General features: G+C 68.1%; 13 protein-coding genes and 22 tRNA genes. 32 read left to right on the forward strand and 3 right to left on the reverse strand.

From position 1 onward, the window contains the following. Positions 1-198 precede the first annotated feature (198 nt). The 30 genes from ACFFHU_RS09195 (at position 199) to ACFFHU_RS09340 (ending at position 16,410) form a co-directional block, all read left to right on the forward strand. Positions 199-1,779: a type I restriction-modification system subunit M gene (locus ACFFHU_RS09195; protein ID WP_377337335.1), complete on the forward strand. Its 1,581-nt coding sequence runs from the start codon at positions 199-201 to the stop codon at positions 1,777-1,779. Beyond that, positions 1,776-3,269 carry a type I restriction-modification system subunit M gene (locus ACFFHU_RS09200; RefSeq protein WP_377337336.1) on the forward strand — a complete coding sequence of 498 codons (1,494 nt, stop codon included), beginning with the start codon at positions 1,776-1,778 and terminating at the stop codon, positions 3,267-3,269. The genes ACFFHU_RS09195 and ACFFHU_RS09200 overlap by 4 nt, the downstream gene beginning before the upstream one ends. Then, positions 3,266-4,453, forward strand: coding sequence for a restriction endonuclease subunit S domain-containing protein (locus ACFFHU_RS09205; RefSeq protein ID WP_377337337.1), 1,188 nt, complete (start codon positions 3,266-3,268; stop codon positions 4,451-4,453). Before ACFFHU_RS09200 ends, ACFFHU_RS09205 begins: the two co-directional genes overlap by 4 nt. Continuing rightward, positions 4,450-7,380, forward strand: coding sequence for a type I restriction endonuclease subunit R (locus ACFFHU_RS09210; protein WP_377337338.1), 2,931 nt, complete (start codon positions 4,450-4,452; stop codon positions 7,378-7,380). Before ACFFHU_RS09205 ends, ACFFHU_RS09210 begins: the two co-directional genes overlap by 4 nt. Before the next feature lie 169 nt (positions 7,381-7,549). Beyond that, positions 7,550-8,392, forward strand: a complete 843-nt coding sequence (locus tag ACFFHU_RS09215; RefSeq protein WP_377337339.1) for a hypothetical protein — start codon at positions 7,550-7,552, stop codon at positions 8,390-8,392. Positions 8,393-9,226: 834 nt separating this feature from the next. Then, entirely contained in the window at positions 9,227-12,367 is a 3,141-nt protein-coding gene (locus ACFFHU_RS09220) for a type ISP restriction/modification enzyme (protein WP_377337340.1), read from the forward strand. A 692-nt stretch (positions 12,368-13,059) separates the two neighbouring features. Further along, positions 13,060-13,428 carry an MmcQ/YjbR family DNA-binding protein gene (locus ACFFHU_RS09225; protein WP_377337341.1) on the forward strand — a complete coding sequence of 123 codons (369 nt, stop codon included), beginning with the start codon at positions 13,060-13,062 and terminating at the stop codon, positions 13,426-13,428. 339 nt (positions 13,429-13,767) lie between these two features. Then, positions 13,768-13,840: transfer RNA gene (locus ACFFHU_RS09230), tRNA-Trp, on the forward strand. Between the two features lie 178 nt (positions 13,841-14,018). Then, positions 14,019-14,091 (forward strand) — tRNA-Arg (locus ACFFHU_RS09235). A 19-nt stretch (positions 14,092-14,110) separates the two neighbouring features. Next, positions 14,111-14,184, forward strand: a tRNA-Glu gene (locus ACFFHU_RS09240). 15 nt (positions 14,185-14,199) lie between these two features. Further along, a tRNA-Gly gene (locus tag ACFFHU_RS09245) sits at positions 14,200-14,275 on the forward strand. A gap of 36 nt (positions 14,276-14,311) precedes the next feature. Further along, positions 14,312-14,752 (forward strand): HNH endonuclease, encoded by a 441-nt coding sequence (locus tag ACFFHU_RS09250; protein ID WP_377337342.1) that lies wholly within the window; start codon positions 14,312-14,314, stop codon positions 14,750-14,752. Between the two features lie 35 nt (positions 14,753-14,787). After that, positions 14,788-14,859: transfer RNA gene (locus ACFFHU_RS09255), tRNA-Gln, on the forward strand. 7 nt (positions 14,860-14,866) lie between these two features. After that, positions 14,867-14,939, forward strand: a tRNA-Leu gene (locus ACFFHU_RS09260). Between the two features lie 3 nt (positions 14,940-14,942). Beyond that, positions 14,943-15,018: transfer RNA gene (locus tag ACFFHU_RS09265), tRNA-Thr, on the forward strand. A gap of 1 nt (position 15,019) precedes the next feature. Then, positions 15,020-15,094: transfer RNA gene (locus ACFFHU_RS09270), tRNA-Leu, on the forward strand. A 17-nt stretch (positions 15,095-15,111) separates the two neighbouring features. Beyond that, positions 15,112-15,184: transfer RNA gene (locus ACFFHU_RS09275), tRNA-Ala, on the forward strand. A 29-nt stretch (positions 15,185-15,213) separates the two neighbouring features. Then, positions 15,214-15,285 (forward strand) — tRNA-Asp (locus ACFFHU_RS09280). Between the two features lie 48 nt (positions 15,286-15,333). Further along, positions 15,334-15,407, forward strand: a tRNA-Pro gene (locus ACFFHU_RS09285). A gap of 5 nt (positions 15,408-15,412) precedes the next feature. Beyond that, positions 15,413-15,487 (forward strand) — tRNA-Pro (locus ACFFHU_RS09290). Between the two features lie 4 nt (positions 15,488-15,491). Beyond that, positions 15,492-15,583: transfer RNA gene (locus tag ACFFHU_RS09295), tRNA-Ser, on the forward strand. Between the two features lies 1 nt (position 15,584). Then, positions 15,585-15,657 (forward strand) — tRNA-Lys (locus ACFFHU_RS09300). A gap of 2 nt (positions 15,658-15,659) precedes the next feature. Continuing rightward, a tRNA-Met gene (locus tag ACFFHU_RS09305) sits at positions 15,660-15,735 on the forward strand. Between the two features lie 2 nt (positions 15,736-15,737). After that, positions 15,738-15,810 (forward strand) — tRNA-Val (locus tag ACFFHU_RS09310). A 3-nt stretch (positions 15,811-15,813) separates the two neighbouring features. Beyond that, positions 15,814-15,887: transfer RNA gene (locus ACFFHU_RS09315), tRNA-Glu, on the forward strand. A 5-nt stretch (positions 15,888-15,892) separates the two neighbouring features. Beyond that, a tRNA-Asn gene (locus ACFFHU_RS09320) sits at positions 15,893-15,966 on the forward strand. A 54-nt stretch (positions 15,967-16,020) separates the two neighbouring features. Continuing rightward, positions 16,021-16,092 (forward strand) — tRNA-Val (locus tag ACFFHU_RS09325). 2 nt (positions 16,093-16,094) lie between these two features. After that, positions 16,095-16,168: transfer RNA gene (locus ACFFHU_RS09330), tRNA-His, on the forward strand. A gap of 93 nt (positions 16,169-16,261) precedes the next feature. Next, positions 16,262-16,333: transfer RNA gene (locus tag ACFFHU_RS09335), tRNA-OTHER, on the forward strand. 6 nt (positions 16,334-16,339) lie between these two features. Beyond that, a tRNA-Cys gene (locus ACFFHU_RS09340) sits at positions 16,340-16,410 on the forward strand. A 235-nt stretch (positions 16,411-16,645) separates the two neighbouring features. Here the strand turns inward: ACFFHU_RS09340 and ACFFHU_RS09345 are convergent. Together ACFFHU_RS09345 and ACFFHU_RS09350 are read right to left on the reverse strand one after the other, a co-directional pair. Beyond that, positions 16,646-17,986: a M1 family metallopeptidase gene (locus tag ACFFHU_RS09345; protein ID WP_377337343.1), complete on the reverse strand. Its 1,341-nt coding sequence runs from the start codon at positions 17,984-17,986 to the stop codon at positions 16,646-16,648. Next, complete coding sequence (locus tag ACFFHU_RS09350; RefSeq protein WP_377337345.1) at positions 17,983-21,990, reverse strand: Pls/PosA family non-ribosomal peptide synthetase; 4,008 nt, start codon at positions 21,988-21,990, stop codon at positions 17,983-17,985. The genes ACFFHU_RS09345 and ACFFHU_RS09350 overlap by 4 nt, the downstream gene beginning before the upstream one ends. 248 nt (positions 21,991-22,238) lie before the next feature. Here ACFFHU_RS09350 and ACFFHU_RS09355 point away from each other — a divergent pair, with 248 nt between their 5' ends. Beyond that, complete coding sequence (locus ACFFHU_RS09355; RefSeq protein ID WP_377337346.1) at positions 22,239-22,700, forward strand: DUF5709 domain-containing protein; 462 nt, start codon at positions 22,239-22,241, stop codon at positions 22,698-22,700. A 343-nt stretch (positions 22,701-23,043) separates the two neighbouring features. After that, positions 23,044-24,537: a glucose-6-phosphate dehydrogenase gene (gene zwf, locus ACFFHU_RS09360; protein WP_377337347.1), complete on the forward strand. Its 1,494-nt coding sequence runs from the start codon at positions 23,044-23,046 to the stop codon at positions 24,535-24,537. Positions 24,538-24,714: 177 nt separating this feature from the next. Here the strand turns inward: zwf and ACFFHU_RS09365 are convergent, their stop codons facing one another. Then, positions 24,715-26,070, reverse strand: a complete 1,356-nt coding sequence (locus tag ACFFHU_RS09365) for an SDR family NAD(P)-dependent oxidoreductase (RefSeq protein ID WP_377337348.1) — start codon at positions 26,068-26,070, stop codon at positions 24,715-24,717. Positions 26,071-26,097: the final 27 nt, after the last annotated feature.

Below are 26,097 nucleotides of genomic sequence, written 5' to 3' on the forward strand. Positions count from 1 at the left end.
AATCATAAGGCGAAAGCTTTGATCTTCTCAAAGTAGACATATACGGACGGAAGTGCTTCGCCTACCGACTGTTCATCACTCGTCCCACTGACGACAGGGAGCGGCAGTCAACCATGCACGCTACTTGTCCACACCTGCCGCTACGGTGGGGTGGCAACGAAAGCGCAAATCGCCGGTCGCGAGGAGATGACAAGAAGCATGTCCCTGATGGACGCTCGCCCGGCCGACCGCTACGCGCGCGCTTCCAGGCCGACGCACGACACACTCGCGGTTCCGATGAGCCTGCCAGAGCTGGAACAGTATCTCGCCCGGGCCGCCGACTTGCTGCGTGGGAGCATCGACCAGGCTGACTTCAAGGCGTACATCTTCCCGCTGATGTTCTTCAAGCGGATCAGTGACTGCTACACCGAGGAGTACGAGCGGGCGCTGGTGGAGTCGGACGGCGACCACGAGTACGCGTCGCTCGCCGAGAACCACCGCTTCGGCATTCCCACCGGCGCCCTCTGGGAGGACGTGCGCGCCCGCGCCGAGAACGTCGGGCACGCCCTGGTGAACGCGTTCCGGGCGATAGAGAAGGTCAACCCGGACGTGCTATACGGCATCTTCGGCAGCGCCGCCTGGACGAACAAGGACAAGTTGCCTGATGCCAAGCTGCGCGACCTCATCGAGCACTTCTCCACCAGGACGCTGAGCAACGCGGTCGTCGCGCCGGACGTGTTCGGGCAGGCGTACGAATATCTCATCAAGCGGTTCGCGGACCAGTCCAACAAGAAGGCCGGTGAGTACTACACCCCGCGATCGGTTGTGCGGCTGCTCGTCGACATCCTCGACCCGCAGGAGGGTGAGACGGTCTACGACCCGGCGTGCGGTACGGGCGGCATGCTCATCGAGGTCATCGAGCATGTGAAGCGCCAGGGTGGCCGGCCGCAGGCCTTCTTGGGCAAGCTCTACGGTCAGGAGAAGGTGCTTGCCACCTCCGGCCTCGCCAAGATGAACCTGCTGCTGCACGGGGTCGAGGACTTCAAGATCGAGCACGAGGACACTCTGCGGTCGCCGGCCTTCTACGACGGCGCGCGCCTCACCCAGTTCGACTGCGTGATCGCCAACCCGCCGTTCTCGCTCAAGAACTGGGGGGATGTGGAATGGGCCACCGACCGGTGGGGCCGAAATCGGCTCGGGGGTGTGCCACCCAAGGGGTACGCCGACTGGGCCTGGGTCCAGCACATGATCGAATCCGCGGCACCAGGGAGGGGTCGGGTCGCCGTCGTACTGCCGCAGGGTGCGCTGTTCCGACAGGGCGCCGAGGGGCGCATCCGCGAGTTCATCCTGAAGGCGGACCTGGTTGAGGCCGTGATCGGTCTGGCGCCGAACTTCTTCTACGGCACCGGCCTGGCTGCGTGCGTGCTGATCCTGCGCCGACGCAAGGCTGACGACCGCCAGGGCAGGGTGCTGTTCGTCAACGGCGAGACGCTGTTCAAGCGCGGCCGTAACCAGAACAGTCTTGAACCCGAGTACGCCGACACCCTGCTGCGGACCGTCCAGGCGTTCGCCGACGCGCCCGGCCTAGCGGTGGTCGCCACGCTCGACGACATCAGTGCCAACGATTTCAACCTCAACATTCCGCTGTACGTCGCCCCCGCCGACGACGGCGAACAACGCACTCTGGAGCAGGCCCTGACCGACCTCGAAGCAGCTCACGCCGCCGCCCGCGAGACTCGCGCCGCGCTGGAAGCCGAACTGGCCAAATGGGGTCTTGGCCTGGGCGAGGTGACAGTGTGAGCGCCCGCATCACTCAGCGTGAACTGGAGTCCTACCTGTGGGGTGCGGCCGTCGTGCTGCGCGGCCTCATCGACGCCGGCGACTACAAGCAGTACATCTTCCCGCTGGTCTTCCTCAAGCGACTCTCCGACGTCTACGACGAGGAGCATGCCGCAGCGCTGAAGGTCTACGGTGATGACGAGCTGGCCGATCTGCCGGAGAATCACCGCTTCGCCATCCCCGACGGCGCCCACTGGCAGGATATTCGTGGGGTTGCGAGCGATGTCGGCGCAGCGATCCTCGCCGCCATGCGGGCGATCGAATCGGCCAACCCGGAAACGCTGACCGGCGTCTTCGGCGACGGCGACTGGGGCAACAAGAACCTGCTGCCAGACCGGACCCTCAAGCAGCTCATCGAGCACTTCTCCACCAAGACGCTCTCGGTGGCGAACCTGCCCGAGGACGAGCTTGGTCAGGGGTACGAATTCCTGATCAAGAAGTTCGCCGACGACTCAGGCCACACCGCCCAGGAGTTCTACACCAACCGCACCCTCGTCCACCTGATGACGATGATGCTCAAGCCCGAGCCAGGGGAGTCGGTCTACGACCCGACCTGCGGCACCGGGGGAATGCTCATCTCCACCGCAGCCGAGCTTCGCCGGCAGGGCAAGGAGTGGCGTAACCTCCGCCTGTACGGACAAGAACTCAACTACGGAACGTCGGCCATCGCCCGGATGAACCTGTTCCTGCACGGCATCGCCGATGGGGACATCAAGCACGGCGACACGCTCACCAAGCCGGCTTTCCTCGACGGTGCTCGGCTGCGCACCTTTGACGTGGTGCTGGCCAACCCGCCGTACTCCATCAAGACATGGAACCGAAGTGCGTTCACTAAGGACCCGTATGGCCGCAACATGTGGGGAGTGCCCCCGCAGAACGCGGCCGACTACGTGTTCCTGCAACACATCGCCAAGAGCCTCGATCCGGCATCGGGCAGGGCGGCGATTTTGCTGCCACACGGCGTCCTGACCCGGCTGTCTGAGGCCACGGCCCGTCAGGCGATGGTTCGCTCGGATCTCGTTGAGGCGGTGATCGGCCTGGCACCGGGTCTGTTCTACAACTCGGCGATGGAGGCGGTCGTGCTCGTCCTCCGATCCCGCAAGTCCGCTGAGCGACGTGGCCGCGTCCTGTTCATCAACGCCGTGCGCGAGTTCGCCCGCGTGCAGGCGCAGTCCTTCCTGAGTGACCGGCACCAGCAGCGAATTCTCGATTCGTACCAACGGTTCGAGGATGAAGAAGGCTTCGTGGCCGTCGCAAGCATCGAGCAGATTGCCGACAACAGCTACAACCTTGCCATTCCGCTATACGTAAAACCGCCGCGCGGTGGGCGGGGACCGACCACCAGCGACCACGTCGAGTCCAGGGTTGCCGTCTGGCGCGACGCCGCCGCAGCAGCCGGCACCGCCGTCGACGATGTGTTGGCGCTGCTGCGGCAGGAGGTGACCCAGTGAGTCTCAGCCTCGACAAGAGCACCTGGAAACGGGTACGGCTGGGTGAGGTGATCCGTCGCTCGCGGACGCAGGTCGACCCGGTGAGTAGCGGTGTGGAGCGTTACGTCGCTGGCGGCCACGTCGACAGTGAAGGCGTGATGATCGAGCGTTGGGGCCGAGTGGGCGACGGCCAGATGGGTTCCACGTTCCGGTACGTCTTCAATCCAGGACAGGTTCTCTTCGTGTCGGCGCGGCCTTACCTGCGCAAGGTAGGAGTGCCTGACTTCTCCGGCGTGGTCGCTGACAAGACCTACGTCCTGGATGCGATTCCCGAGAACGGGTTGCTTCAAGAGTTCCTGCCATTCCTACTTTCATCAGAGGCATTCATCGAGTACGCAACTGCCGAAGCGACCGGGTCCATGAATCCACGGCTGCTGTGGGGGCCGATGCAGCGTTACGAGTTCGACCTGCCACCCCTCGAAGAGCAGCGTTGCTTTGCTGACCTCCTCTGGGCCGTCGAGCGCCATCAGCTCACACTGGTGGCCGAAGATGGGGCGCTTCGCGCCGCCCTGGCGCAGTTCTGCAGCCACCGGTTCGCTTCGGTTCCAACCACTCGGCGTCTCGGCGAGCTGACAGCTACGCGGTCAGGCCCGTCCTTTTCGGCCGCCGATGTCTCCGAGTTCCCGCAGGGTGACTCGGTTCCCGTACTAGGCATCCCAAACACGAAGCCTGATGGCTCAATTGATCTCTCCAGCGTGGGATATGTGAGTGGTTTGCCGCAGAGCACCGCGAAAGTAGACGGGGCGAGCCTAATTCTAATCCGCACCAACGGAAACCGAGATCGCATCGGCAACGTGTATTTGCCGCCAACTGTGGCCCACGGCTACGCGGTGTCGGCCTTCCAGTTCTTGATGAAGGTATTTGATCCGGCCGATCGGAAGTACATCTACTGGGTGCTGCGTCAGCCTGGGATGCAGGCGAAGATGAGTGAAGCCGCCTCTGGGACCACCGGTCTCGGGAATCTCGCTGTCAGGTGGCTTAACGAGCAGGACATTCCCTGGCCTGAGGACCCAAACGCGCGAACCGCTATCATCGGCCTCATTGAATCGCAGGCGGCTGCGGCCGATTTGGTGAGGGCAGAACTCTCAGCGCTTGCCACCTTCCGGTCATCCCTTCTCGCGGGAATCTTCGGAAGTGCTAAGTGAGCTTCAATGAGGCCAACACCGTTCGAGACTTCGTGCGTGACCTTGTCAGGTCGACTGACCTCCAGTTCGTGCCCGGCAAGGAGTTGCCGCGCCGGGAGGATGAGGTGCTGCTGGAGGGGCCGGTCAAGGAGGCTCTGCAGCGGTTGAACCCGGTCATCGAGGCCGATCCGCGGCTGGCGGAAGAGGTGATCTACCACCTGCGGGCGGTCGTCCTGTCCGCCCGGCGTACGCCGAATCCGGTGGTGGCGAACGAGCAGTTCGCCGCGTGGCTGACCGGGCAGAAGTCGATGCCGTTCGGCCCGGCCGGAGAGCACGTCACCATCCGGCTCATCGACGTCGACAATCCGGAGCCGAGCGCCAACCAGTGGATGGTCTCCACGGAGGTGACGTACCGGGTCGGGCGGGTCGAGCGCCGCTTCGACCTGGTGCTGTGGTGCAACGGTTTCCCGCTGGTCGTCGGCGAGGCGAAGTCGCCGGTCCGCCCCGCGTACTCCTGGATCGACGCGGCGGCGCAGATCAACGAGGATTACGAGGTAAACGTACCGGCGTTCTTCGTTCCTAACGTGTTCAACTTCGCCACCGAAGGCAAGGACTTCCGGTACGGCTCGGTCGGTATGCCGGTCGGCCTGTGGGGTCCGTGGCGGGACGAGACCGACGATGATGCCCCCGCGCGGACCGGCCTGGCGGTAATGCGCGAGGCCGTCGATGGCGTGCTGTCGCCGGCGGCCGTGCTGGACTTCCTGCGGTTCTTCACGGTGTTCGCTACCGACAAGAAGCACCGCAAGATCAAGATTGTCGCTCGCTTCCAGCAGTTCCAGGCGACGAACCTCGTGGTGGAACGGGTGTTGCACGGCCGGATCAAGCAGGGCCTGATCTGGCACTTCCAGGGTTCGGGCAAGTCGCTGCTCATGGTCTTCACTGCGCAGAAGCTGCGCGCGACGGCCGGTCTGACGAACCCCACGGTGATCATCGTGGTCGACCGAATCGACCTGGACACCCAGATCACCGGTACGTTCAACGCATCGGACGTGCCGAACCTCGCCTCGACCGACAGCCGCAAAGAGCTACAAGCTCTTCTCAAAGCGGGCGCTCGGAAGGTCATCATCACCACCGTACACAAGTTCGGTGAGGCGCCGGGAGTGCTGGACGACCGCGGCAACATCATCGTCATGGTCGACGAGGCACACCGTTCCCAGGAGGGCGACTACGGGCGCAAGATGCGCGAAGCCCTGCCGAACGCTTTCCTCTTTGGCCTGACCGGCACCCCGATCAACCGGCGGGACCGCAACACCTTCATGTGGTTTGGGTCCACAGAAGACGAAGGTGGCTATCTCTCGCGGTACTCGTTCCAGGAATCGATCCGCGACGGGGCGACGCTGCCGCTGCACTTCGAGCCGCGCCTGTCGGAAATCCACCTTGACGAGGCCGCGATCGATGCGGCGTTCGCCGAGTTGGCCGAGCAGCACCGACTCACCGAGGCAGACAAGAGCACGCTGTCGAAGCGGGCCGCATCGCTCGAGGTGTTGATTAAGGCGGACGAGCGGGTCCGCCGGATCGCGGCCGATATCGCCGAACACTTCCGGACCAAGGTCGAGCCACAGGGGCTCAAGGCACAGGTGGTTGTCTACGACAAGGCGACCTGCGTCGCCTACAAGGAGGAGTTCGACGAGATCCTCGGTCCCGACGCGTCCACGGTCGTCATGAGCCGCACCGCTCGCGACCCGGAGGAGTGGAGGGAGTACACCCCCGACCGGGACGAGTTGGAGCGCATCACTGTCCGATTCAACGACCCTGCCGACCCGCTGAAGATCATCATCGTCACGGCGAAGCTCCTCACCGGGTTCGACGCGCCGATCCTCTACGCGCAGTATCTCGACAAGCCGCTCAAGGAGCACAATCTGCTCCAGGCGATCACCCGCACCAACCGGGTCTACCCACCGAACAAGACGCACGGGCTGATCGTCGACTACCTGGGCATTTTCGACGACGTCGCCAAGGCGTTCGCCTTCGACGAGAAGAGCGTCCAGCAGGTGATCAGCAACATCGCCGTACTGCGGAATCAGCTCGGTCCGGCCATCCAGGCCGCGCTGGCGTTCTTTCCCGGCGTCGACCGCACTGTGGGCGGCTACGAGGGGCTGATCGCCGCCCAGACCGCGATCAGCAGCGACGAGGCCCGCGACGCCTTCGGTGCATCCTTCAGCGTCGTCGCCCAACTCTGGGAAACCCTCAGCCCGGACCCGATCCTCTCCACCTACGCTGCCGACTACCGGTGGTTGACCGACGTGTACGAGTCGGTCCGGCCGTCGGACATTGCCGGTCGGCTCGTGTGGCACGCCCTCGGTGCCAAGACGTTGGAACTCATCAACGAACACGTCACCGTCGAAGTGCCCCGTACCGACCTCGACATGATCGTCCTGGACGCCCAGGTGATCGAAGATCTCATGACGGGCCGGCGGAAGGACGTCGACCCAGTCGAGGTCGAAAAGTGGATTACCGCCCGGATCGCCAAGCACATCGGTAATCCTGTCTTCATCGAACTCGGCAAGCGGCTCACGGCGCTGCGGGAGAAGTACGCCCACTCCCAGCAGGCCAGCCTGGACTTCCTCAAGGAGCTGTTCGCCCTCGCCCGAGACACCGTGGCCGCGGAGAAGGCAGCCGCCGAAGTACCCCGCGAGGACCGAGGCAAGGCGGCGCTCACCGAGCTGTTCCAGTCCCTCAAGGGCAACGGCACCCCGATCATCGCCGAAAAGATTGTCGACGAGGTCGACGAGGTCGTTCGGGCGGTGCGCTTCACGGGCTGGCAGGACACCCGGGAGGGTGACCGGCTGGTCCAGCAGTCCCTCCGCAAGACGCTTTGGACCAAGTTCAAGATCCGCGACAACGACGTGTACGAGCGCGCACTCGGCTACATTCGTGAGTACTACTAGCTCTACCCGCCAAAACATGGCCGGACCGAACCTGCCGACATCCCGCGTTCTGCCTCCGGGTACGATCGTCGGCCGCCGGCGTCTCGCGCAACGCGCACGTGGCCGGAGAGACGAATTCGACCTTCAAATCCGGTGATTCGTAAACGGCCGTGTGCAACGATGGTGAATCGTGTACAACGTTGATCTCGGGTTCGATGTCGAGGGCACCCACCACAGCATCCTGGTCAGCGTCAGTGATCCTCAGCTGCATCGCGGGGCCGGCCAGCACGGGCTGCACCTAACCGTGACTGTCGGCAAACATGATCTGGCCGGCGGAATCCTCCTGCTGCAGGGAGACTCGACGATCGTCGGTGCTGGCGGCCACCCACGCGCATGGTTGTCCACCTTCACCCACGCTAACCCGCTATACCTCCGCAATAACGCCATTACCAGCGACTGCGCGCTGGTAATGGCGGTGACCGACGAGCAGCTGTGGCGCATCGAGGACATGCGCCGAGGCGACGACTTCCAGATCGATCTTCGGATCAACGCCGTTCTGGTCTCTGGGGGTCGCACCTCGCCCATGATCAACCCTTCTCAGTATCAAGTGCGTGTCGACCGCTACCGGTGGCTGCGGCAGTTGACCAACGTCGATCGCGCGGCGCACTTCATGGTGGCTGTGCCCGCCGTCGGCGATGGCAGCGACGGGATGGCCTCGGTGGTCAAGTTCCTGCGCGAGGCCGAGTCGGCCTACAGGGACAACCGCGACCGCGACGCCGCGACCGCGGTCCGCCGGGCGGTCGAGCGGTTCAGGACCCTGATCACACTGCCCCCGACCAAGAGCATCGACGCGACCAATCGAGAGCAGCGCGACAAGAGCCAGCGCTGGGCCGCCGTTTTCTATTCGATCATGGGTGTGCTCAACGCTGCGCCGCACGGCGACGCCGTCACGGAGGCGGTGGAGTTCAGTCGGCGCGACGGTCAGGCGGTCATTGCTATCGCGATGGGGCTCCTCGGTCGCGATTGGAGCTGATCCGGAGAGCTCGAGCTTGGGTCGACGGTTGCGCGACTCTGCGGATCGGATCCGGGCGTCCGGCCCGCCCACGTACAGCACTCAGTATGGGATATGCAGGACGGTGTCCCAGCGGGGAACTCGGAGGTTGCCCGGTTCGGGCCAAGATCGTCCGCTCATTGCCACGGTGAGGTGGGTGCATCACCGCCTCGGGCAGGGAGGGTTGGCTGTCGCAGCGGCCACGACGTCGATGTAGGCATTGGTGACCAAGGCGTCTCCACCGGCAGCACGGGTGGCGCGCTCCGCTGAGGTCGTTACGTTCCCACTGGAGAAGGGCCTGCTAGACACGAGGTGGGCTGATGCCCGTAGTGGTGCTCGTGTACCAGCGGGTCGATCTCCACGATGGACCCCTCCCACCTGCCAGAAGTCGCTGACTCGAGGGTGAGCCAGGGCCTGCTCGCCGCTGAGTGCCGCCGGCACCGCAGAATGTGTGCCAGAGCCAAGGTTTAGCCGGCGTTGACACCAGACACATCCCCCGTTCGGACGCGGTATTCGGCATTGATCTATCTCGCCGTCTGTCGCATGCTGAGAGAAACGCTGTGGGCTCGATTGGCGACTATGCGTAGCCGTGCTGGGTGGTGACGGGTGGCATGTGCGCGATCGACATAGTGCAAATGAGGGCGTATGGCCAGACGAGCGACTCCCCGGGACATTGGCCAGATACCTGCCCCTCGCGGTTCCTCCGAGGCATACCACACGGCGCTCAAGGCAGCGGTCTCTCGATTTGGTGCCGCAGTCACTCCGGTGCTCCAGCTGGGATTGGCCGCCCCCGAGGACACTCTGCGGGGACCCTGCGTGGAACTGCTGCGGGCCGTCGGACGTGAGATCGGCTGCCCGGTTCGGGCCCACGGCGAGGTGCGGCTCCCAGAACTTGCCATCCGTCCCGACTACTTGATCGACGTGGACGGCGGCCCGGTCGGCTATGTGGAGCTCAAGGCTCCCGGACGCGGCGTCCCCGGACCGGACTGGCGCCCCACGGCGCGCGAGCGCAAGCAATGGAGTCAGCTTCAGTTACTACCGAACGTTCTGTTCACCGACGGTCAATCCTTCGCGGTTTACCGCTGGGGCGAGCTACATGGAGCCGTTGCGCGTCTCGACGGCGACCTGCGCCAGGCTGGCGAACGTCTCCGGCCTCTGGATACCGGCTTGGCGTCAGTGCTTCATGCCTTCTTGTCGTGGCGCCCGCGTTCGCACCGTCGGCTTGAGTATCTCGTCCGAGACGCGGCGCGGCTGTGCCGACTGCTGCGCGACGAGGTGTTGGGGACCCTTCGTCAGGAGCGGCTTGGCGCGAAAGTCAGGCTATTCAGCGATCATCTAGCGGACTGGCGTACTTGGCTGTTTCCGCACCTCAGCGAGGAGTTATTCGCCGACGCCTACGCCCAGACCGTCACATTCGGTCTGCTGTTGGCTCGCCGGTCCGGGATCGTCTTCGACGGCAAGGAACTTCCCACGATCGGCCGGGAGCTCACCAAGAAGCACCTCCTCGTCGGTCGGGCGCTTGCCATCCTCACCGAGGACCACGGTGGTCCCAGCATCGAGCAGCGCAGCGTCGCGCTACAGACGCTGCGTCGCATCGTCGCGGTCAGCGATTGGACGGATTGGAGGACCGACACAGCCGACCACCTCTACGAGCGATTCCTTGAGCTATACGACCCAGCCGTTCGGCGAGGCAGCGGCTCGTACTTCACCCCACAAGCCGTCGCTGACTTCATTGTCCGATTCGTCGATGGGCTCCTGCGGGAAAAGCTGCAGCGGAGGCTTGGCCTCGCCGAGCGCGACGTCGTGGTGGTGGATCCAGCTATGGGGACAGGCACCTTCTTGCTCAGCGTCATCGCGCGTGTGGCGAACGCGGTTACCGCAGACGGTGGGGACCAGCAGGCCGAGCTCCGGTCCCTACTCGGTCGGCTGGTCGGCTTCGAGCGCCAGATCGCGCCTTTCGCGGTGGCGGAGCTACGGCTACACCAAGACCTCGCGGCACGCGGACTGGAGGTGGCGGACGAGAAGGTCCGCTTCTACGTAACCGACACGTTGGACGACCCGAACGTCGAAACGCTCGCCAGCCCGTACGTCTACCGACCCATCGCCGACTCCCGAGCGCAGGCGATCAAGGTCAAGATGGACGAGCGGGTGATGGTCGTGCTGGGCAACCCGCCTTACCTGGAGCGCGCCAAGACGCAGGGCGGCCTGGTTCTAGCTGGTCACAAAGGCAGGTCCAGCCTGCTCGACAGCTTCCGCGGTTCAGAAACTGGCCGGCTTGAGTTCAAACTGCACAACTTGAACATCTACTTCTGGCGGTGGGCAACCTGGAAGGTCTTCGAGGCCCACCCCGAGCACCCCGAGGGAATCGTCGCGTTTGTCTGCACGTCCGCCTTCACCACGGGGCCAGGCTTCGCCGGCATGCGCGAGTACCTGCGACGGCAGGCGGACTGGGGATGGATCATTGACCTCTCGCCGGAGGGGCACCAGCCCGATGTTTCAACCCGCGTCTTTCCTGAGGTTCAGCAGCCGCTGTGCATCGGCGTGTTCGGCCGCCACGGTACAGCAGATGCTGACGCGCCGGCCCAAGTCAGGTATATAGAGATTTCAGGAGCTAGGGAAGCCAAGTTCGACCAGCTCCGCCTGCTTTCTCCTGCAAGCGGTAGGTGGCTGGACTGCCCAACCACATGGCCGGCGCCTTTTCGACCGGCGTCGGTCGCGAAGTGGAACGATTGCGTCCCGTTGGCCGACCTGATGCCGTGGCAGTCGCCCGGCATCACACCCAACCGCACGTGGGTCTATGCGCCGGACGCCGCCACACTGAGAGAGCGATGGCGGCGCCTCGCGATGGCTGCCCCCCAGGACCGGGCAGCGCTTATGAAGGAAACCGGTGATAGAAAGGTTGGCCTCGCGCTGGCTCCGAACTTCGACGCTACTGGCCAGGCTTCGTCCCTCGCTGGTGTTCTGGACCAGGAAGGGCCTGTTCGGAGGGTGGCCTTTCGCAGCTTTGACCGCCAGTACGTCATCGCTGACCGGCGAGTTGTGGACCGCGCTCGCCCTGATCTATGGGCGACACACGGAGAGCACCAGATCTACGCGACCACCTTGTTCGCCGAGTCGATCAGCTCCGGACCAGCTATCGTTTTCGCCGCTGAGGTGCCGGACGCCCACCATTACATGGGGCACCACGGTGGCAAAGCCATCCCCGCCTACCGGGATGCCGTAGGTAAGCTGCCCAACATCGCCCCAGGCCTGCTTAAACAGCTCACTCGCAGTCTCGGAATCCCGATCACCAGCGATGACATGTTCGCCTACATTGCCGCACTGACAGCCCACCCCGGCTACGCCAGGCGGTTCCGTGCTGAGCTGCGTACCCCTGGGCTACGAGTTCCGCTAACCGCGGATCTCACGAAGTGGCGCCAAGCGGTGGAGCTGGGGGAGCGGTTGGTCTGGCTGCACACCTACGGAGAGCGATACGTGAACGCCTCAGCAGGTCGACCGCAGGGACCACCATTGGAACTTAGACCCGATGTCCTTGTGCCCATACCAGGGACGCCGGAACGGATGCCCGAACGCATCACATACGACGAGGAGACGTTGACCCTGCATGTCGGTGATGGTGCCCTTGGCCCTGTCCAGATGGCCGTCTGGCACTACGATGTGTGCGGCACCCAAGTGGTGAAAAAGTGGTTCGAGTACCGCTCCAAGAAGCCACGCGTCCGGAGATCCTCGCCGCTGAACGACATTGTTACCACCCGGTGGGACTCAACGAACGACCTCCGCAACCTGCTGGCAGTGTTGCGGGGATGCGTTGCCCTCGAACCGCGACTGGCGGAACTTTTGGAAGCGGTGCTCGGCGGTCCCCTCATCACGATGACGGACTTGGAGATCGTCGGTATCCTTCCGCCTCCGCGGAGAGTTGGACGCCCGGTCATTGAGACCGATCCTCGCCTCTTCTAGGTGCGGCTCAGCAGCGTCGCTCGGACCAAAGTCCTTCCCCGGGCGCGTGCCACAGTGATCTTCCCGTCTCGGACCACAGCACTATTCTGTTGGCGGAGTTCCGCCTGGTCGAATCGGGTCGACGAGGTCCTGGGCCGCGACTGGTGCCCGACTACATGCCGACCGCTCCCCCCTTTTACCCCCCGAAAACTCCCGCCAAGTATTGACCACTGGCGACAATTGGTGAACAGCGGCTGGCCACGTTCGGGCATGTCAACCCTGGTTCTTGACGATCAACGACAAGTCCGAGCGGGCACTGGTCGACAACCATGTGTCGCAAGTTCGATTTGCGTCCCCGCCGGAGGTGTTCCTCTTGGATTGGCCAGGGACGTGCCGGCTGAGGGGCAAAGACCGGTAGAGCCGAGCAGCTACGAGCTATAGCTGATCAGCACGTCGTGGTCCACGGGTCCCGACAGTGGGGCAGCGGTATCGATCGCCCCTCGGACACAAATCATTGCCCCACGGTGCGCGCTATGATCCACTTCGGCGCGCACCGTTTGCGTTTCCGAGCGGCAAGTCTGGCCTGCCCGAGCACGGGGTCACCGACCCACCCTCAGGGCCCCGGCAGGTCGGCAGGTGATGCCGCGGCGCCCCCGGGTTTAACGCTGGCCGAGGCCGGTAGGCCGGATCCGGCATGGTTGTAGCCTCTGCGCATGGCCGATGCCGAGGACGTACGCCGGCTGGCGCTCGCGCTGCCCCACGTGGTGGAGATCGACAGCGACGGCTTCGACTTCCGCGTGGACAACAAGGGTTTCGTCTGGTCTTATCCGGAACGGTTGCCGGGGAAGCCACGGGTGATCCGTACCGATGTCGCAGTTGTCTACGTCGGTGACGAGGGAGAGAAGCAGGCGCTGCTGCTCGGCGAGCCCGAGCTCTTCTTCACGACGGCCGGGTACGACGGGCTTCCGCTGGTGATGGTGCGGCTCGCCGAGGTGTCGGTCGAGCGGCTGGCCGAACTGGTCACCGACGCGTGGCGGATGCGGGCGCCGACGGAACTGGCGGAGAGCCTGCCGGAAGGGTGACCGCTCGGCGTGACGGCCCCGTCCCGTTCTTCATAATTGATTGCTCGCGTCGACGGGCTGCCCTACCGTAGAGATCAGCACCGAGACGACCGACCAGGAACCGGGAGACCGACATGTTGTGGCATACCTCGATCGCATCGCAGCGGCTCATGCCGCGCGGCGAGGTCGCCATGACCTGTTACGGGCGACCCGGCGTGCTGGCCGATAACAAGGCCAGCGACGAGCTGAGACGGTGGCGCAGCTAGCATCCGCTAGCGATCCTCGCGCCGCCCTCCCAGATCCGGGACCGGGCGGCGTTTTCGTTGCCGGACCCACGGCAACCACATTCCTTCTCCACCTACGGGTGTAGCTCAACCGGCAGAGCGCCAGCCTCCAAAGCTGGAAGACGCGGGTTCGAATCCTGCTGCCCGTGCGCCACGCCCCGGCCCCGCCGGCGGCATCGGTTTTTGAAAACTCCACAGCGGATGGCACATCACCGACGCCGCGTACACCTCGTGCGTCGCGTCGGACGACATGGCCTGGCCGCCGGCAGAACCGCCGGCGGCCAGGCGATCCGGAGCGGGGGAGACGGCAACCCGCACGGATCGAATGTCCTCGTAGCTCAGCGGATAGAGCACCGGATTACGGATCCGGGGGCCGGGAGTTCGAATCTCTCCGGGGACGCCGAAGCAGCGACGCATACCGCCCGTGAGGCTGAGGCAGGTAGACCACCGGACTCTCAATCCGGAAGACCGGGTTCAACCCCCGGACGGGCGACAGCACCACCAGCATGTGGTTGTAGCTCAGCAGGCAGAGCGTCGCCTTGCCAAGGCGAAGGTCCCGGGTTCAAGTCCCGGTAGCCACTCCACACCCACACCGATCACGACCCAGGAAGGAGACCTCGGTGGACGTGCTCGTACTCAATGCCGACCTCGGCCCGCTGCACCGGGTCAGCCTGCGCCACGCCGTGCGCATGCTGGTCCGCCGGGTCGCCGAGGTCCACGAGGCCACGCCGGACCGGCTCATCGGTGTCTGGCCGATGCCCACCGTCGTACGGCTCACCTCCTACGTGGTGACCCGCTGGCGGCACAGCCGCGGCCCGGCCTGGTCCCGCGCCGGCGTGCTGGCCCGGGACGCCCGCCGCTGCGGCTACTGCGGCCGCGCCGCGTCCACCGTCGACCACGTGCTGCCGCGCTCGCGCGGCGGCGCCAACACCTGGCTCAACACCGTGGCCGCCTGTGGCGGCTGCAATCAGCGCAAGGGTGACCGGACCCCGTCCGAGGCGCGCATGCCCCTGCGGACCGCACCGGCGGTCCCCACCTGGGCCGCGCTGTCCCTGCGCTGAGGCCGGCCGGCGGGCCATCACCCCGCCGGCCGCGATGGGAGCTGATGTAACCGGCAGCATGACCGGCTCTGACCCGGTCCGTGGAGGTTCGAATCCTCCGCTCCCAGCTCCATCGCCCTCGTAGCCCAATGGCAGAGGCACGACGTTGAGGACGTCGCCAGTGCGCGTTCGACTCGCGCCGAGGGCACGCGCCGGCGCAGCACGACAGGCCGTGCAGCCGACTTGTAATCGGCAGGCAGGGGGTTCGAGTCCCCCCGCCGGCTCCACACCCGGGTAGCCCAACTGGCAGGAGGCGCGCCGCTCAGGACGGCGACAGTGCGCGTTCGAATCGCGCTCCGGGTACGCACCGCAGCAGCCTCGGGCTCGTAGCTCACCTGGTAGAGCGCCGCTCTCGCACAGCGGAGGCAGCCGGTTCGACTCCGGCCGGGTCCACCCACCGGGGCGGTCATCGCCCCGGTCAAGCCCTGTTAGCTCAATGGGAGAGCGCCCGCCTGTCCAGCGGGAGGCCACCGGTTCGATCCCGGTACGGGGCGCCTGGAGAGCTGGCCGAGTCCGGTTGACGGCGGCGGGTTCTCGTACCTCGGAATGTGGCGCAGCCAGGTAGCGCACCGGTCTGGGGGACCGGGGGACGCCGGTTCGAATCCGGCCATTCCGACGCAACGGGTCGTGGCGCAGCTTGGTCAGCGCGCTCGCTTCGGGAGCGAGAGGCCGCCGGTTCGAATCCGGCCGATCCGACCGTGGAGATGCCAGCCGATGGGCGCCGGCCGCCGCCTCGAAAGCGGTTGGAGGCTTGACCGCCTCGTGGGCGTTCGACTCGCCCCGTCTCCGCCACGCGCCGCAAGCTCAACCGGTAGAGCAGCTGACTCTTAATCAGTGGGTTCGGGGTTCGAGTCCCCGGCGGCGTACGCGCAGGGTGGAGGAGTTCGGTCGTCCTCGCCGGTCTCATAAGCCGGAAATCGCGGGTTCGAATCCCGCCCCTGCTCCCGTCCCGGTAGCTCAACAGGAAGAGCGCCGCCCCGACACGGCGGAGGCCGCTGGTTCGACCCCAGCCCAGGACACCTGGCGCGGTGGACGAAGTGGAAGAGTCGCCCGGTTTTCACCCGGGAAACTGCGGGTTCGAACCCCGTCCGCGCCACGCGATCCGGCGTCGCCCAACCGGCAGGGCAGCGCATTGTTAATGCGTACAGGTGAAGGTTCGAGTCCTTCCGCCGGAGCGATCACCAGGAGGACCACGTCCCGGCGGGGACGCCCCCTCCTGCGCCCATCCCGCCCGTGTAGCTCAGCGGGAGAGCACCCCGCTCACACCGGGGAGGCCCCAGGTTCGAAACCTGGCGCGGGCACTGTGGCTGTAGCTCAGCTGGTCAGAGCGCCGGGTCGTGGCCCCGGAGGTCGCCGGTTCGAACCCGGCCAGTCACCTGCACGCGCGTCGTGGACGGCGGCACGTCCAGCGGTCCGTAAAACCGTCGCCTTCGTGGCAGACCTGGGTCGGCACCAGGGACGCGCACTCCTGCCCTCGTAGCTCAGCGGACAGAGCACGGCGTTCGAGCGCCGGGGCCGCTGGTTCGATCCCAGCCGGGGGCACGGCACGGTCGTATGCCCGAGTGGTCAGGGAACCGCCTGCAAAGCGGTGTACGCCGGTTCGAATCCGGCTACGGCCTCACCCGACGTGCCACCCGCTGTGGAGCGCACCGCAGGCGAGCGTTGGCTGCTCAACCGCCCCTCATACCGGCGGTACGCCCGGTTCGACACCGGGGCCTGCACCATGCCGGCCCGGCTCAGCTGGATCGCGACGTCCGTCGTGCGGCGCATCCTGAGGGTGGCCAGCGCCAACCCGTCCAGAACAATCCCGGCCACCCGGTCCCCGACGACCCGAACCTTGCCTTGTCGCCCGGGTCAGAGCGGTGGTGGGGGCAGAGTCGGGCTGTCCAGCCAGGCGCCGAACAGATCATCCAGGGGCTCGCCGGCGAAGCGCTGGGCGTGCAGCCGGAACTGCTCGGTCGTCACGGTCGCGTGGCGGTGCTCGGCGACCCATGCCCGCAGGAGGGCGAAGAACGTCTCGTCGCCGACCCTCTTGCGCAGAGCGTGCACCGCGAGCGCGCCGCGCTTGTAGACCAGCGGGTCGAACATCCGGTCGACGCCAGGGTCGGCGAGGACGAACCGGCCCGGCCGAGCCGCGACCCATGCGTACCACCGTGCGGCCAGGGCGTCGGTGGGCAGGTCGCCGCCGACGCCGGACCACAGCCACTCGGCATAGGTGGCGAAGCCTTCGTTGAGCCAGATGTGGCGCCAGTCCGACACCGTGAGGCTGTTGCCGAACCACTGGTGGGCCAGCTCGTGGACGACGAGCCGCTCGTGCGTGCGTCGCCCGTCCACATGGTTGCGTCCGAAGATGGCCATGCCCTGCGCTTCGACGGGATCCTCGAGGTCGTCGTCGGCGACCACGACCACGTACTCGCGGAACGGGTAGGGCCCGAAGAGCCGCTGTAGCGCCGTCATGATCTCGCCGTGCCGGCCGAAGTCGTGGGCTACGTTCCTGCGCAACGCGGGTGGGATCGCGGCTCGCTGCGCCACGTCACCCACAGCGAGATCCAGCAACTCGTAACGTCCGATCTGGACGCTCATCAGGTATGGCGAGGTGGGTTCGCGGCGCTCGTACACCCAGGTGGTGGTGCTCGCGCCCCGGTGCTGGAGCACCGGATCACCGGTCACCAGGACGGCGTACGGGGAGGGGGCCGTGACCGCCACCCGGAAGGTGGCCTTGGCGCTGGGCTGGTCATCGCACGGAAACCAGGACGGCGACCCATTCGGCTGGCTGGCCACGAGCGCCCCGTCGGTCAGCTCCTCCCAGCCGAGCTCACCCCACCGGCCGGAGATGGGCACCGGCTTTCCCGCGTACCGGATCTCCACCCGGAAGATGTCCCCCGCGCCGATCGGCCGCTCCGGTTTGATCTGAAGCTTGTCCGGGCGGTGCAGGTACTTCGCGGCGCGACCGTTCACCCGGACGCTCTGGACGCGGAGCCGACCGAAATCGAGCGTGAACCGCGACAACGACTGCACGGCCACCCCGGTGAGGTCCGCCCGGCCACCCAGGCGGTTGGACTCGACCCGGTAGTGCAGGTCGAGGTCGTAGTGCAGCACCCGGTAGCCGCCGTTGCCATGCTCCGGCAGGTAGGAGTCGCCGGAGCGAGCGGCGCCGGGCGTTGCGCCGCTCGACACCGACGCCTTCGGATTCATGCCGACCGGTCCGCGGGCGCCGGCCAGGCGGCGATCGGATTTCCCCACCACCGGCTGTCGGACGGCACGGCATCGCCCCGGGTCACCAGCGAACCGGGCCCGACGGTGGTCCGCGCGCCGATGCTCGCCCCCGGCAGGACGATGCCGTGCGGGCCCAGCGCGGCGCCCGCGCCCAGCGTCACCTCGGCCATGCTCATCACCCGATCATGGAAGAGGTGTGTCTGCACCACACAGCCGCGGTTCACCGTCGCGCCGTCGCCCAGCCGCACCAGGTCGTACTCGGGCAACCAGTAGGTCTCCAACCAGACGCCCCGGCCGATCCTGGCGCCGAGCGAGCGCAGCCACGCGGCGAGCAACGGCGTGCCGGTCGCGAAGCGAACCACCCACGGCGCGGCAAGGACCTCCACGAACGTGTCGGCGAGCTCGTTGCGCCACACGAACGAGGTCCACAGCGCCCGCTCGGCCACCCGGAAGCGCCCGACCAGCAGCCACTTCGCGGCCGTCGCGATGGCGGCGGCGACGATCGCCGCGCCCAGCAGGACCGGGCCGGCGGCGAGCGCGGCCGCCCACCAGCCCACCGCGTGCCAGGCGAGCGCGAGCACGGCCAGGACGCCGATCCCCAGGGCGCCGGCGCACATCATCGGTACGATCCGGCACAGCTCGATCGCAGCCCGGGCGAGCTTCAGCCGGACCGGCGGGTCGAAGGTGCGGCCGGTGTCGGCCGCCTGCACGGTACGGCGCAGCGGCATCGGCGGTGCGCCGAGCCACGACGAGCCCTTCTTCGCCTTGGACGGCGCCGACGACAACACACCGACAAGGCCACGCTTCGGCACCGACCGCCCGGGCGCGGCCATCCCCGAGTTGCCGAGGAAGGCCTGCTTACCGATGCGGGCCGGGGCCACCCGCAGCCATCCGCCGCTCAGCTCATAGGTCGCGACCATCGTGTCGTCGGCCAGGAAGGCCCCGTCGGCGACCGTCGTCATCGCCGGCAGCGCGAGCACCGTGGACGCCTCCACTCCGCGCCCTACCTTGGCGCCCAGCAGCCGCAACCACACCGGCGTGAACAGGCTGGCGTAGAGCGGGAACAGCCCGACCCGGGCCATCCCCATCAGCCGCGCGGTCGTCCATGCCTGCCACGCCACCCGCCCCCGCACCGGGTGATATCCGGCGTGCAGGCCGATGCTGAGCGCCCGGACGAGCCCGAGCACGAGCAGCGCATAGCCCACGACGTAGGCGATGGTCGCCGCCGCGACGGCCGCCAGCACCGCGCCGATCGTCGGTCGGGCGATCAGCACCGCGCCGACCATCGGTCGGGCGATCAGCGCTGCGCCGACCGCCGGTCGGGCGATCAGCACTGCGCCGACCGCCGGTCGGGCGGCGAGTGTCCAGCCGAGCAGGGCCAGCGCCGGCAGGGCCGCCACGACCGGAACCAGCGCCAGAAACTGGGCGGTGATCCCGTACGCGAGCGGCCAGAGGCGTGCGCCCAGGCGCGAGCGTGGGGGACGCTGCCCGGGCCAGCCGTGCGAATCCTTACCGGCTACGGCTGCGGCCGGGGAGCCCGCCCAGTGTCGGTTCGCCGGTACGGCGCCGGCCACGGTCGAGCCCGCGGCGACGCGGGCGCCCTTGCCGACCCGAGCGCCCGGCATCAGCGTGCTGCGCGACCCGACCCGGGCGTCGGCGCCGATCCGAACCCGGCCGATGCGGACGACATCACCGTCGACCCAGTGGCCGGACAGATCGACCTCCGGCTCGATCGCCGCACCGCGGCCGAGCTTCAACAGACCGGTCACCGGCGGCGCCGAGTGCAGGTCGACGTCGGCCCCGATCTGCGCACCGAGAGCCCGGGCGTAGGTGATCATCCAGGCTGCCCCGGCGACGCTGGTGGCGCCGGTCAGCTCGGCGAGGCGTTCGGCGGCCCACAGCCGCAGGTGGACGCCGCCACCACGCGGGTAGCTGCCGGGGCGTACCCCGCGCAGCAGCAGTCGGGCTCCCGCGGCGGCCAGCGCGATCCGGCCCGGCGAGCTGAACAGCAGGAGCCAGCCCAGCGCCACCCACCACCAGGACACCGGCGGCGCCCACGGGGCCGGAACGAGCAGGGCGAGCACCTTGCCGAGGGCGGCCAGCGCGGTCAGCCAGCGGAGCCCGACCAGCGCCAGCATCGGCGCCATCATGGCGGCCTGGATCAGCCCGGCACGCCGGGGCGTCGGCCGGACCTCCCGGCGCTGCGTCGCCGTGGTGTCGAGACGGTCGAGCACGGCCGCGAGCCGCGACAGCGTCGGGTTGCGGTAGATGTCGGCCACCGAGACCTGCGGATACCGGCGCCGGACCCAGGCCACCAGCTGCGCCGCGGTCAGGCTGCCGCCGCCGTGGCTGAAGAAGTCCGCGTCCGGCCCGGTCGGGCGTACGCCCAGGATCTGCGCCCAACCGCCGGCGAGCCACTCCTGCGTCGCGGTCAGCTCGGTCGTCGTGTCCGGCCCGGTGGCCAGCGGCCAGGGCAGCGCCGCGCGATCCACCTTGCCGGACGTCCGGGTCGGCAGCGCGTCCACCACGGCCAGCAGCGGCACGAGCGCCGCCGGCAGCTGCTCGCGGATCCGCAGCGTCGCCGCCGCGACATCGAACGCGGCGCCGTCGTGCGGCACCACGTATCCCACCAGCAGTTGGTTGCCCGCGGCGGTGCGCCGCACCGCCGCGGCCGCGCCGGCGACGTCGGGCAGTGCCTGCAGCGCGGCGTCGATCTCGCCGAGCTCGATCCGGCGGCCGCCGAGCTTGACCTGTTCGTCGCCGCGGCCGACGAACAGCAGCCCCGCGGGCTCCGCCCGGACGATGTCACCGCTGCGGTACGCCCGCCGCCAGCCGAGCGCGGGCAGCGGCGCGAACTTCTCGGCGTCCTTGCCCGCATCCAGGTAGCGGGCGAGCCCCACCCCGCCGATCACCAGCTCGCCGGTCTCACCCATCGCGACCGGTTCTCCGGCGGCGTCGACCACGGCGAGTTCCCAGCCGGCCAGCGGCAGCCCGATGCGTACCGGTCCCTCGCCGGTCATCCGCGCCGCGCAGGCGACCACCGTGGCCTCGGTCGGTCCGTACGTGTTCCAGACCTCGCGACCCTCGACGGCCAGGCGTTGCGCCAGCTCCGGTGGGCAGGCCTCGCCACCGAAGATCAGCAGCCGAACCTCCTCCAGCGCCTCGACCGGCCACAGCGCCGCGAGGGTCGGCACCGTCGACACCACCGAGATGCGCTGCTCGGCCAACCAGGGGCCGAGGTCGACGCCGCTGCGCACGAGTGACCGCGCCGCCGGCACCAGACACGCGCCGTGCCGCCACGCCAGCCACATCTCCTCGCAGGACGCGTCGAACGCCACCGAAAGCCCGGCCAGCACCCGGTCCCGCGGGCCGATCGCCTCGCTGGCCTCGTCGGCGAGAAACAACCGCGCCTCGGCGTCCACGAAGGCCGCGGCCGCGCCGTGGCTGACCGCCACACCCTTCGGGGTGCCCGTGGAACCGGAGGTGAAGATGACCCATGCGTCGTCGTCCGGACCGGGCCGACCGGTGCGACCGCCCGGGGCACGGCGGAGCGAGACCGCCATCCCGGCACCGAGGATCGCGACGACTCCCGCCTCGGCGAACACGAGCTCGGCGCGTTCCTCGGGGTCGTCCGCGTCGACCGGCACGTAGGCCGCGCCCGCCGCGAGAACGCCGAGGATCGCCACGTACAGCTCGGCCGTACCGGATGGGATCCGGACGCCCACCCGGTCGCCGACCCCGATGCCGTGCCCGGCCAGCGACCTGCGTACGGCCTCGACCGCACCGGCCAGGTCGCGGTACATCAGCGCCGTGCTCCCGTCGTCGATCGCCGCCGCGTCGGGGTGTGCGCGCACGGAGTCGTCGAGGATGTCCACCAGCGTGCGACGGACCGGGGCGCGGGAGGATCGGAACACCGCCGGGGTCACCGGTTCGGCGGCCACCGGCGCCGGCGCAACCAGCTGCGCGCCACTCGTCACGGGCACGGAGTGTTCACCATCTTCACCTCGCGGATCGGCGTCGACCGGCCGTGCGGGATGCGAACCGCCCTGGCCAGCCGTCAACGGTACGTCGCACGACCCGGATGTAACGACGAAAGCCGCCCCCTCGTGTGCACCACCACTCGGAAAGCTGGTCGTGTTCGTTGATGTACCCGTTCTCCGAGAGCCGCCGCCGCGTGTTCGCTCGTAGGCTGTTGCCGATTGGTTGGGGCGTGGCTGAGAAGGAGACCGCGGTGAGTCAGACGGAGCGGACGGATGCCTTCGACGAGTGGAACGTGGCCGAGGACGATGGGGTGCTCGATGCCTCCGACACCCTCGACGACGATCGTGTCGGGGACCCTCTCGACACCGGGATCGTCGCCGCGGACCACTGGTCGGGAGCGAACCGGTTCGGCACCACGCCCGCCGAGGAGCGGGCGGGCGAGTCGTTGGAGCAGTATCTCGCGCAGGAGGAGCCGGACGTCGACCCGGCCGCCGAGGGTGGCGACGACGAGGACGAGTTGACCCGCCGGGGGTACGAGTCCGAGGCGCGTGCCGGCCGATTGGTCGCCTACGACGAGGGTCTCGGCGAGGACGACGAGGCCGAGTCGGTGGCGTGGGACGCCGGGATCGACGCGGGTGGCGCCAGTGCCGAGGAGGCGGCGGTCCATCTGGTCGAGGACCCCGACGGGCCCGGCGAGGGTCCGCTGCGCTGACACCCTCCGCCGTCGCGCTCACCACCGGACGGACACAAGTGGCGACGTGCTGGTCAACAACCCGGGCTTCCCAGGATCAACGACGGGACCGTTGGAACGGGCTGTCCCAGCCGGTGTCGACTGCGAGACGGCGGTGAGATACTGGTCCGCCCGTACGCGTCTTCCGGCACGTACGCAACGCGAGCGGCACCGAGGACGACAGGTCCGACCCGGGGGACCATTGAGCCGCGAGGGAGAGACCAGTAACGGCACCTTGCGTGGCCCTACAACAGCCGCCCATATTCCTGGCATGGCAGCGCAGCCGAGCCGACCGACACCCCCGATGTTCGGAGGAACGCAGACCATGGACCACGCGCCCCAGCTCATCCAGGAGCGAAGTGCCCCGCCTGCCACGTTGGTGATCTTCGGGGCCTCCGGGGACCTGACCCGGCGCAAGCTGCTGCCCGCGGTGGAGAGCCTGGCTCGGCACGAGCGGCTCCCGGACCAGTTCGCGCTGGTCGGTGTCGCCCGCACGCCGATGACCGACGAGCAGTTCGCCGAGAGCGCCCTCGGCGCGCACACCCTCGCCAGCAAGCGTCAGCTCCGCGGCGGGGTGCGGTACGTGGCCGGTGGCTACGACGACCCGGAGACCTACAAGCGGCTCGTGGAGACCCTCGACGAGCTGGACGCGCAGCGGGGCACGTCCGGCAACCGGCTCTTCTACCTGTCGACTCCGGCCGGTGCCTTCGAGCCGGTGATCAACCAACTGGCCGGTGTCGGGCTCACCCGGGCCCGCGAGGGCTCCTTCTCCCGCCTGGTGATCGAAAAGCCGTACGGCCGCGACCTGGCCACGGCCCGCGAGCTCGACGGTGTCGTGCACGACGCGTTCGACGAGAGCCAGGTTTTTCGCATCGATCACTACCTGGGCAAGGACACCGTCCAGAACGTGCTGGCGCTGCGCTTCGCGAACTCGATCTTCCAGCCCATCTGGGATCGCTCCTGGGTCGACCACGTGCAGATCACCGTCGCGGAGACCCTCGGCGTCGGCACCAGGGGCGGCTTCTACGAGGACGCCGGCGCCATGCGGGACATCGTGCAGAACCACGTGCTCCAGGTCCTCGCGCTGGCGCTGATGGAGCCGCCGGCCTCGTTCGAGGCCGAGGGCCTGCGCAACGAGAAGGTCAAGCTGCTGCAGGCGATCCGCCTGCCCACCGACCGGGACATCGCCGAGGCCGCGGTCCGCGGGCAGTACACCCGGGGCGGCACCCGCAAGGAACTGATGGCCGGCTACCGGGAGGAGCCCGGCGTCGACCCGCTGTCGCGGACCGAGACCTACGCCGCGATGCGGCTCAACGTGGACAACTGGCGGTGGGCCGGGGTCCCGTTCTACGTCCGCACCGGCAAGCGCCTGCCGGCCCGGCTCACCGAGGTGGCCCTGCAGTTCCAGCGGCCGCCGCACCTGCCGATCCCGACCGACCAGCTCACCGGCCTCGAGGCCGACGCGCTGATCCTGCGGATCCAGCCGAACGAAGGCATTTCGCTGCGGTTTGGCGCCAAGGTGCCGGGCCACTCCTTCCGGGTCCGCACGGCGACGATGGAATTCTCGTACGACCAGACGTTCGTCGAGGAGTCCCCGGAGGCGTACGAGCGTCTGCTCCTGGACGCGCTGATCGGTGACGCGTCGCTGTTCATCCGCAGCGACGAGGTGCAGCAGTGCTGGCGGATCGTCGACCCGATCATCGAGAACTGGGCGAAGGACAACTCGCCGATCCCCACCTACGAGGCCGCCTCCTGGGGCCCGACCGACGCCGACCGGCTCATCGGCCGGCACGGCCGCACGTGGCGCAACTCCGCGTAGCCCCTACCGTCGAGGCCCGGCATGAGCCAGCAGCGGGGATCCCCGAGGTCTTGGACCGGTCGCGACCGATCTGCCGAGAGCTGCGTCGAGGTCAGCCGGCCGGATCCGGGGTTGCCAGCATCTGGGGGCTGACGGGAGGAGCGGAGTCGGGAGGATCGACCGGGCGCCATGTCCGGCCTACCACGGTACGACGGTGTAGTTCTTGAGCAGCACCCCGTGCAGGGGCGTTCCGGCCTCGCCGCTGACGATCGGGTGGTAGATCCGGGCAGCGGCGTCGATCACGTCCAGCGGGGGCTGCCAGCCGGACGCCGCGCGCTGCGCCTTGATGGTGTCGGGGTTCTCGTCGGTGATCCAACCGGTGTCCACACCGCACATGTAGACCTGGTGGCGGGCCAGTTCGGCGGCGCCGACCCGAGTCAACATGTTGAGCGCGGCCTTGCTGACGCTGGTGTGCGGGTGCCGTTCGGGGCCCGGGCCGTCCTCACCGAACCAGCCCTCGCGGCCGGTCACGTTCACCACGTACCTGCGGCCGGGACCGGCGGCGGTCAGCGCCCGGCGGAGCCGGTCGACGAGCAGAAACGGGGCCACCACGTTGACCAGTTGCGTCTCGAGCAACTCCACCGGGTCGATCTGGCCGATCCTGGCCGTCCAGGAGTTGCCGGCGCCGGGCACGACCAGCGCCCCGGTGGCGTCCGTGATGGCCGCGAGCTCCGAACTGGCATCCTCGGGTACGGCCCGCAGAGCCGCGCTCCACTCGGGCGGCCCGGCGCCGGGCCGATGGCCGGCCACCGCCTCGATGGGGTTTCCCTCGGCGGCTGCCCGCAGTTCGGCGGCCACGAGCGGCTGGTAGGCCCAGGCCGGCCGGCGCACGGTCTGAGCCGCGTTGTTGATCAAAATGTCGAGCGGGCGTCCGCCCTCGGACAGCCGCTCGGCGAGGTCGAGCACCTGACGCGGATCCCGCAGATCGGCGCCGATGACCCGCAGCGACCCGAGCCAGTTCGCGGCGTCCGCCTCCTGCCCGTACCGCCGGGTGGCGTCGGCGGGGAAGCGGGTCACCACCGTGACCGCTGCGCCGTCGCGCAGCAACCTCAACGCCACCTGGTAGCCGATCTTGACTCGCCCCCCGGTCACCACCGCCCGGCGGCCCGTCAGGTCGGCGCCCGCGAGACGGTGCCGCCGGTGCTGGTCGGCGCAGGCGGGGCAGAGGGCATGGTAGAAGGAATCGATGGTGCGGAAGCGGTCACGGCAGGTGTAGCACCGGCGTTCCCGGCGAGTCCGGCCGCCGTCGTGTGTCTCGGCTGCGACGGCCGGTGCGCCCTCGATCCGGTCTCCCGCGCCGGTGGCCGTCGCAGCCAGAACCTCCCGATCGCCGGCCGCAGTGCGCCGGCGGCGCTCGGCGCGCCGCTGCCGCTGGGCGTCCTTGAGCAGTCCGTCGGTCGCACGCTGCAGCCGCAGCCGAACCGGATCGTCAACCGGCAGCGAGCGAACCTCCCGGAGCACGCGCAGCGCCGCCTCAACCTCGTCGCTGTTCATCGCCTTCTCCACCCTGGCCGCCCGGGT

Source organism: Plantactinospora siamensis, assembly GCF_042434095.1.
In the GTDB taxonomy this organism is placed as follows: Bacteria; Actinomycetota; Actinomycetes; order Mycobacteriales; family Micromonosporaceae; genus KBS50.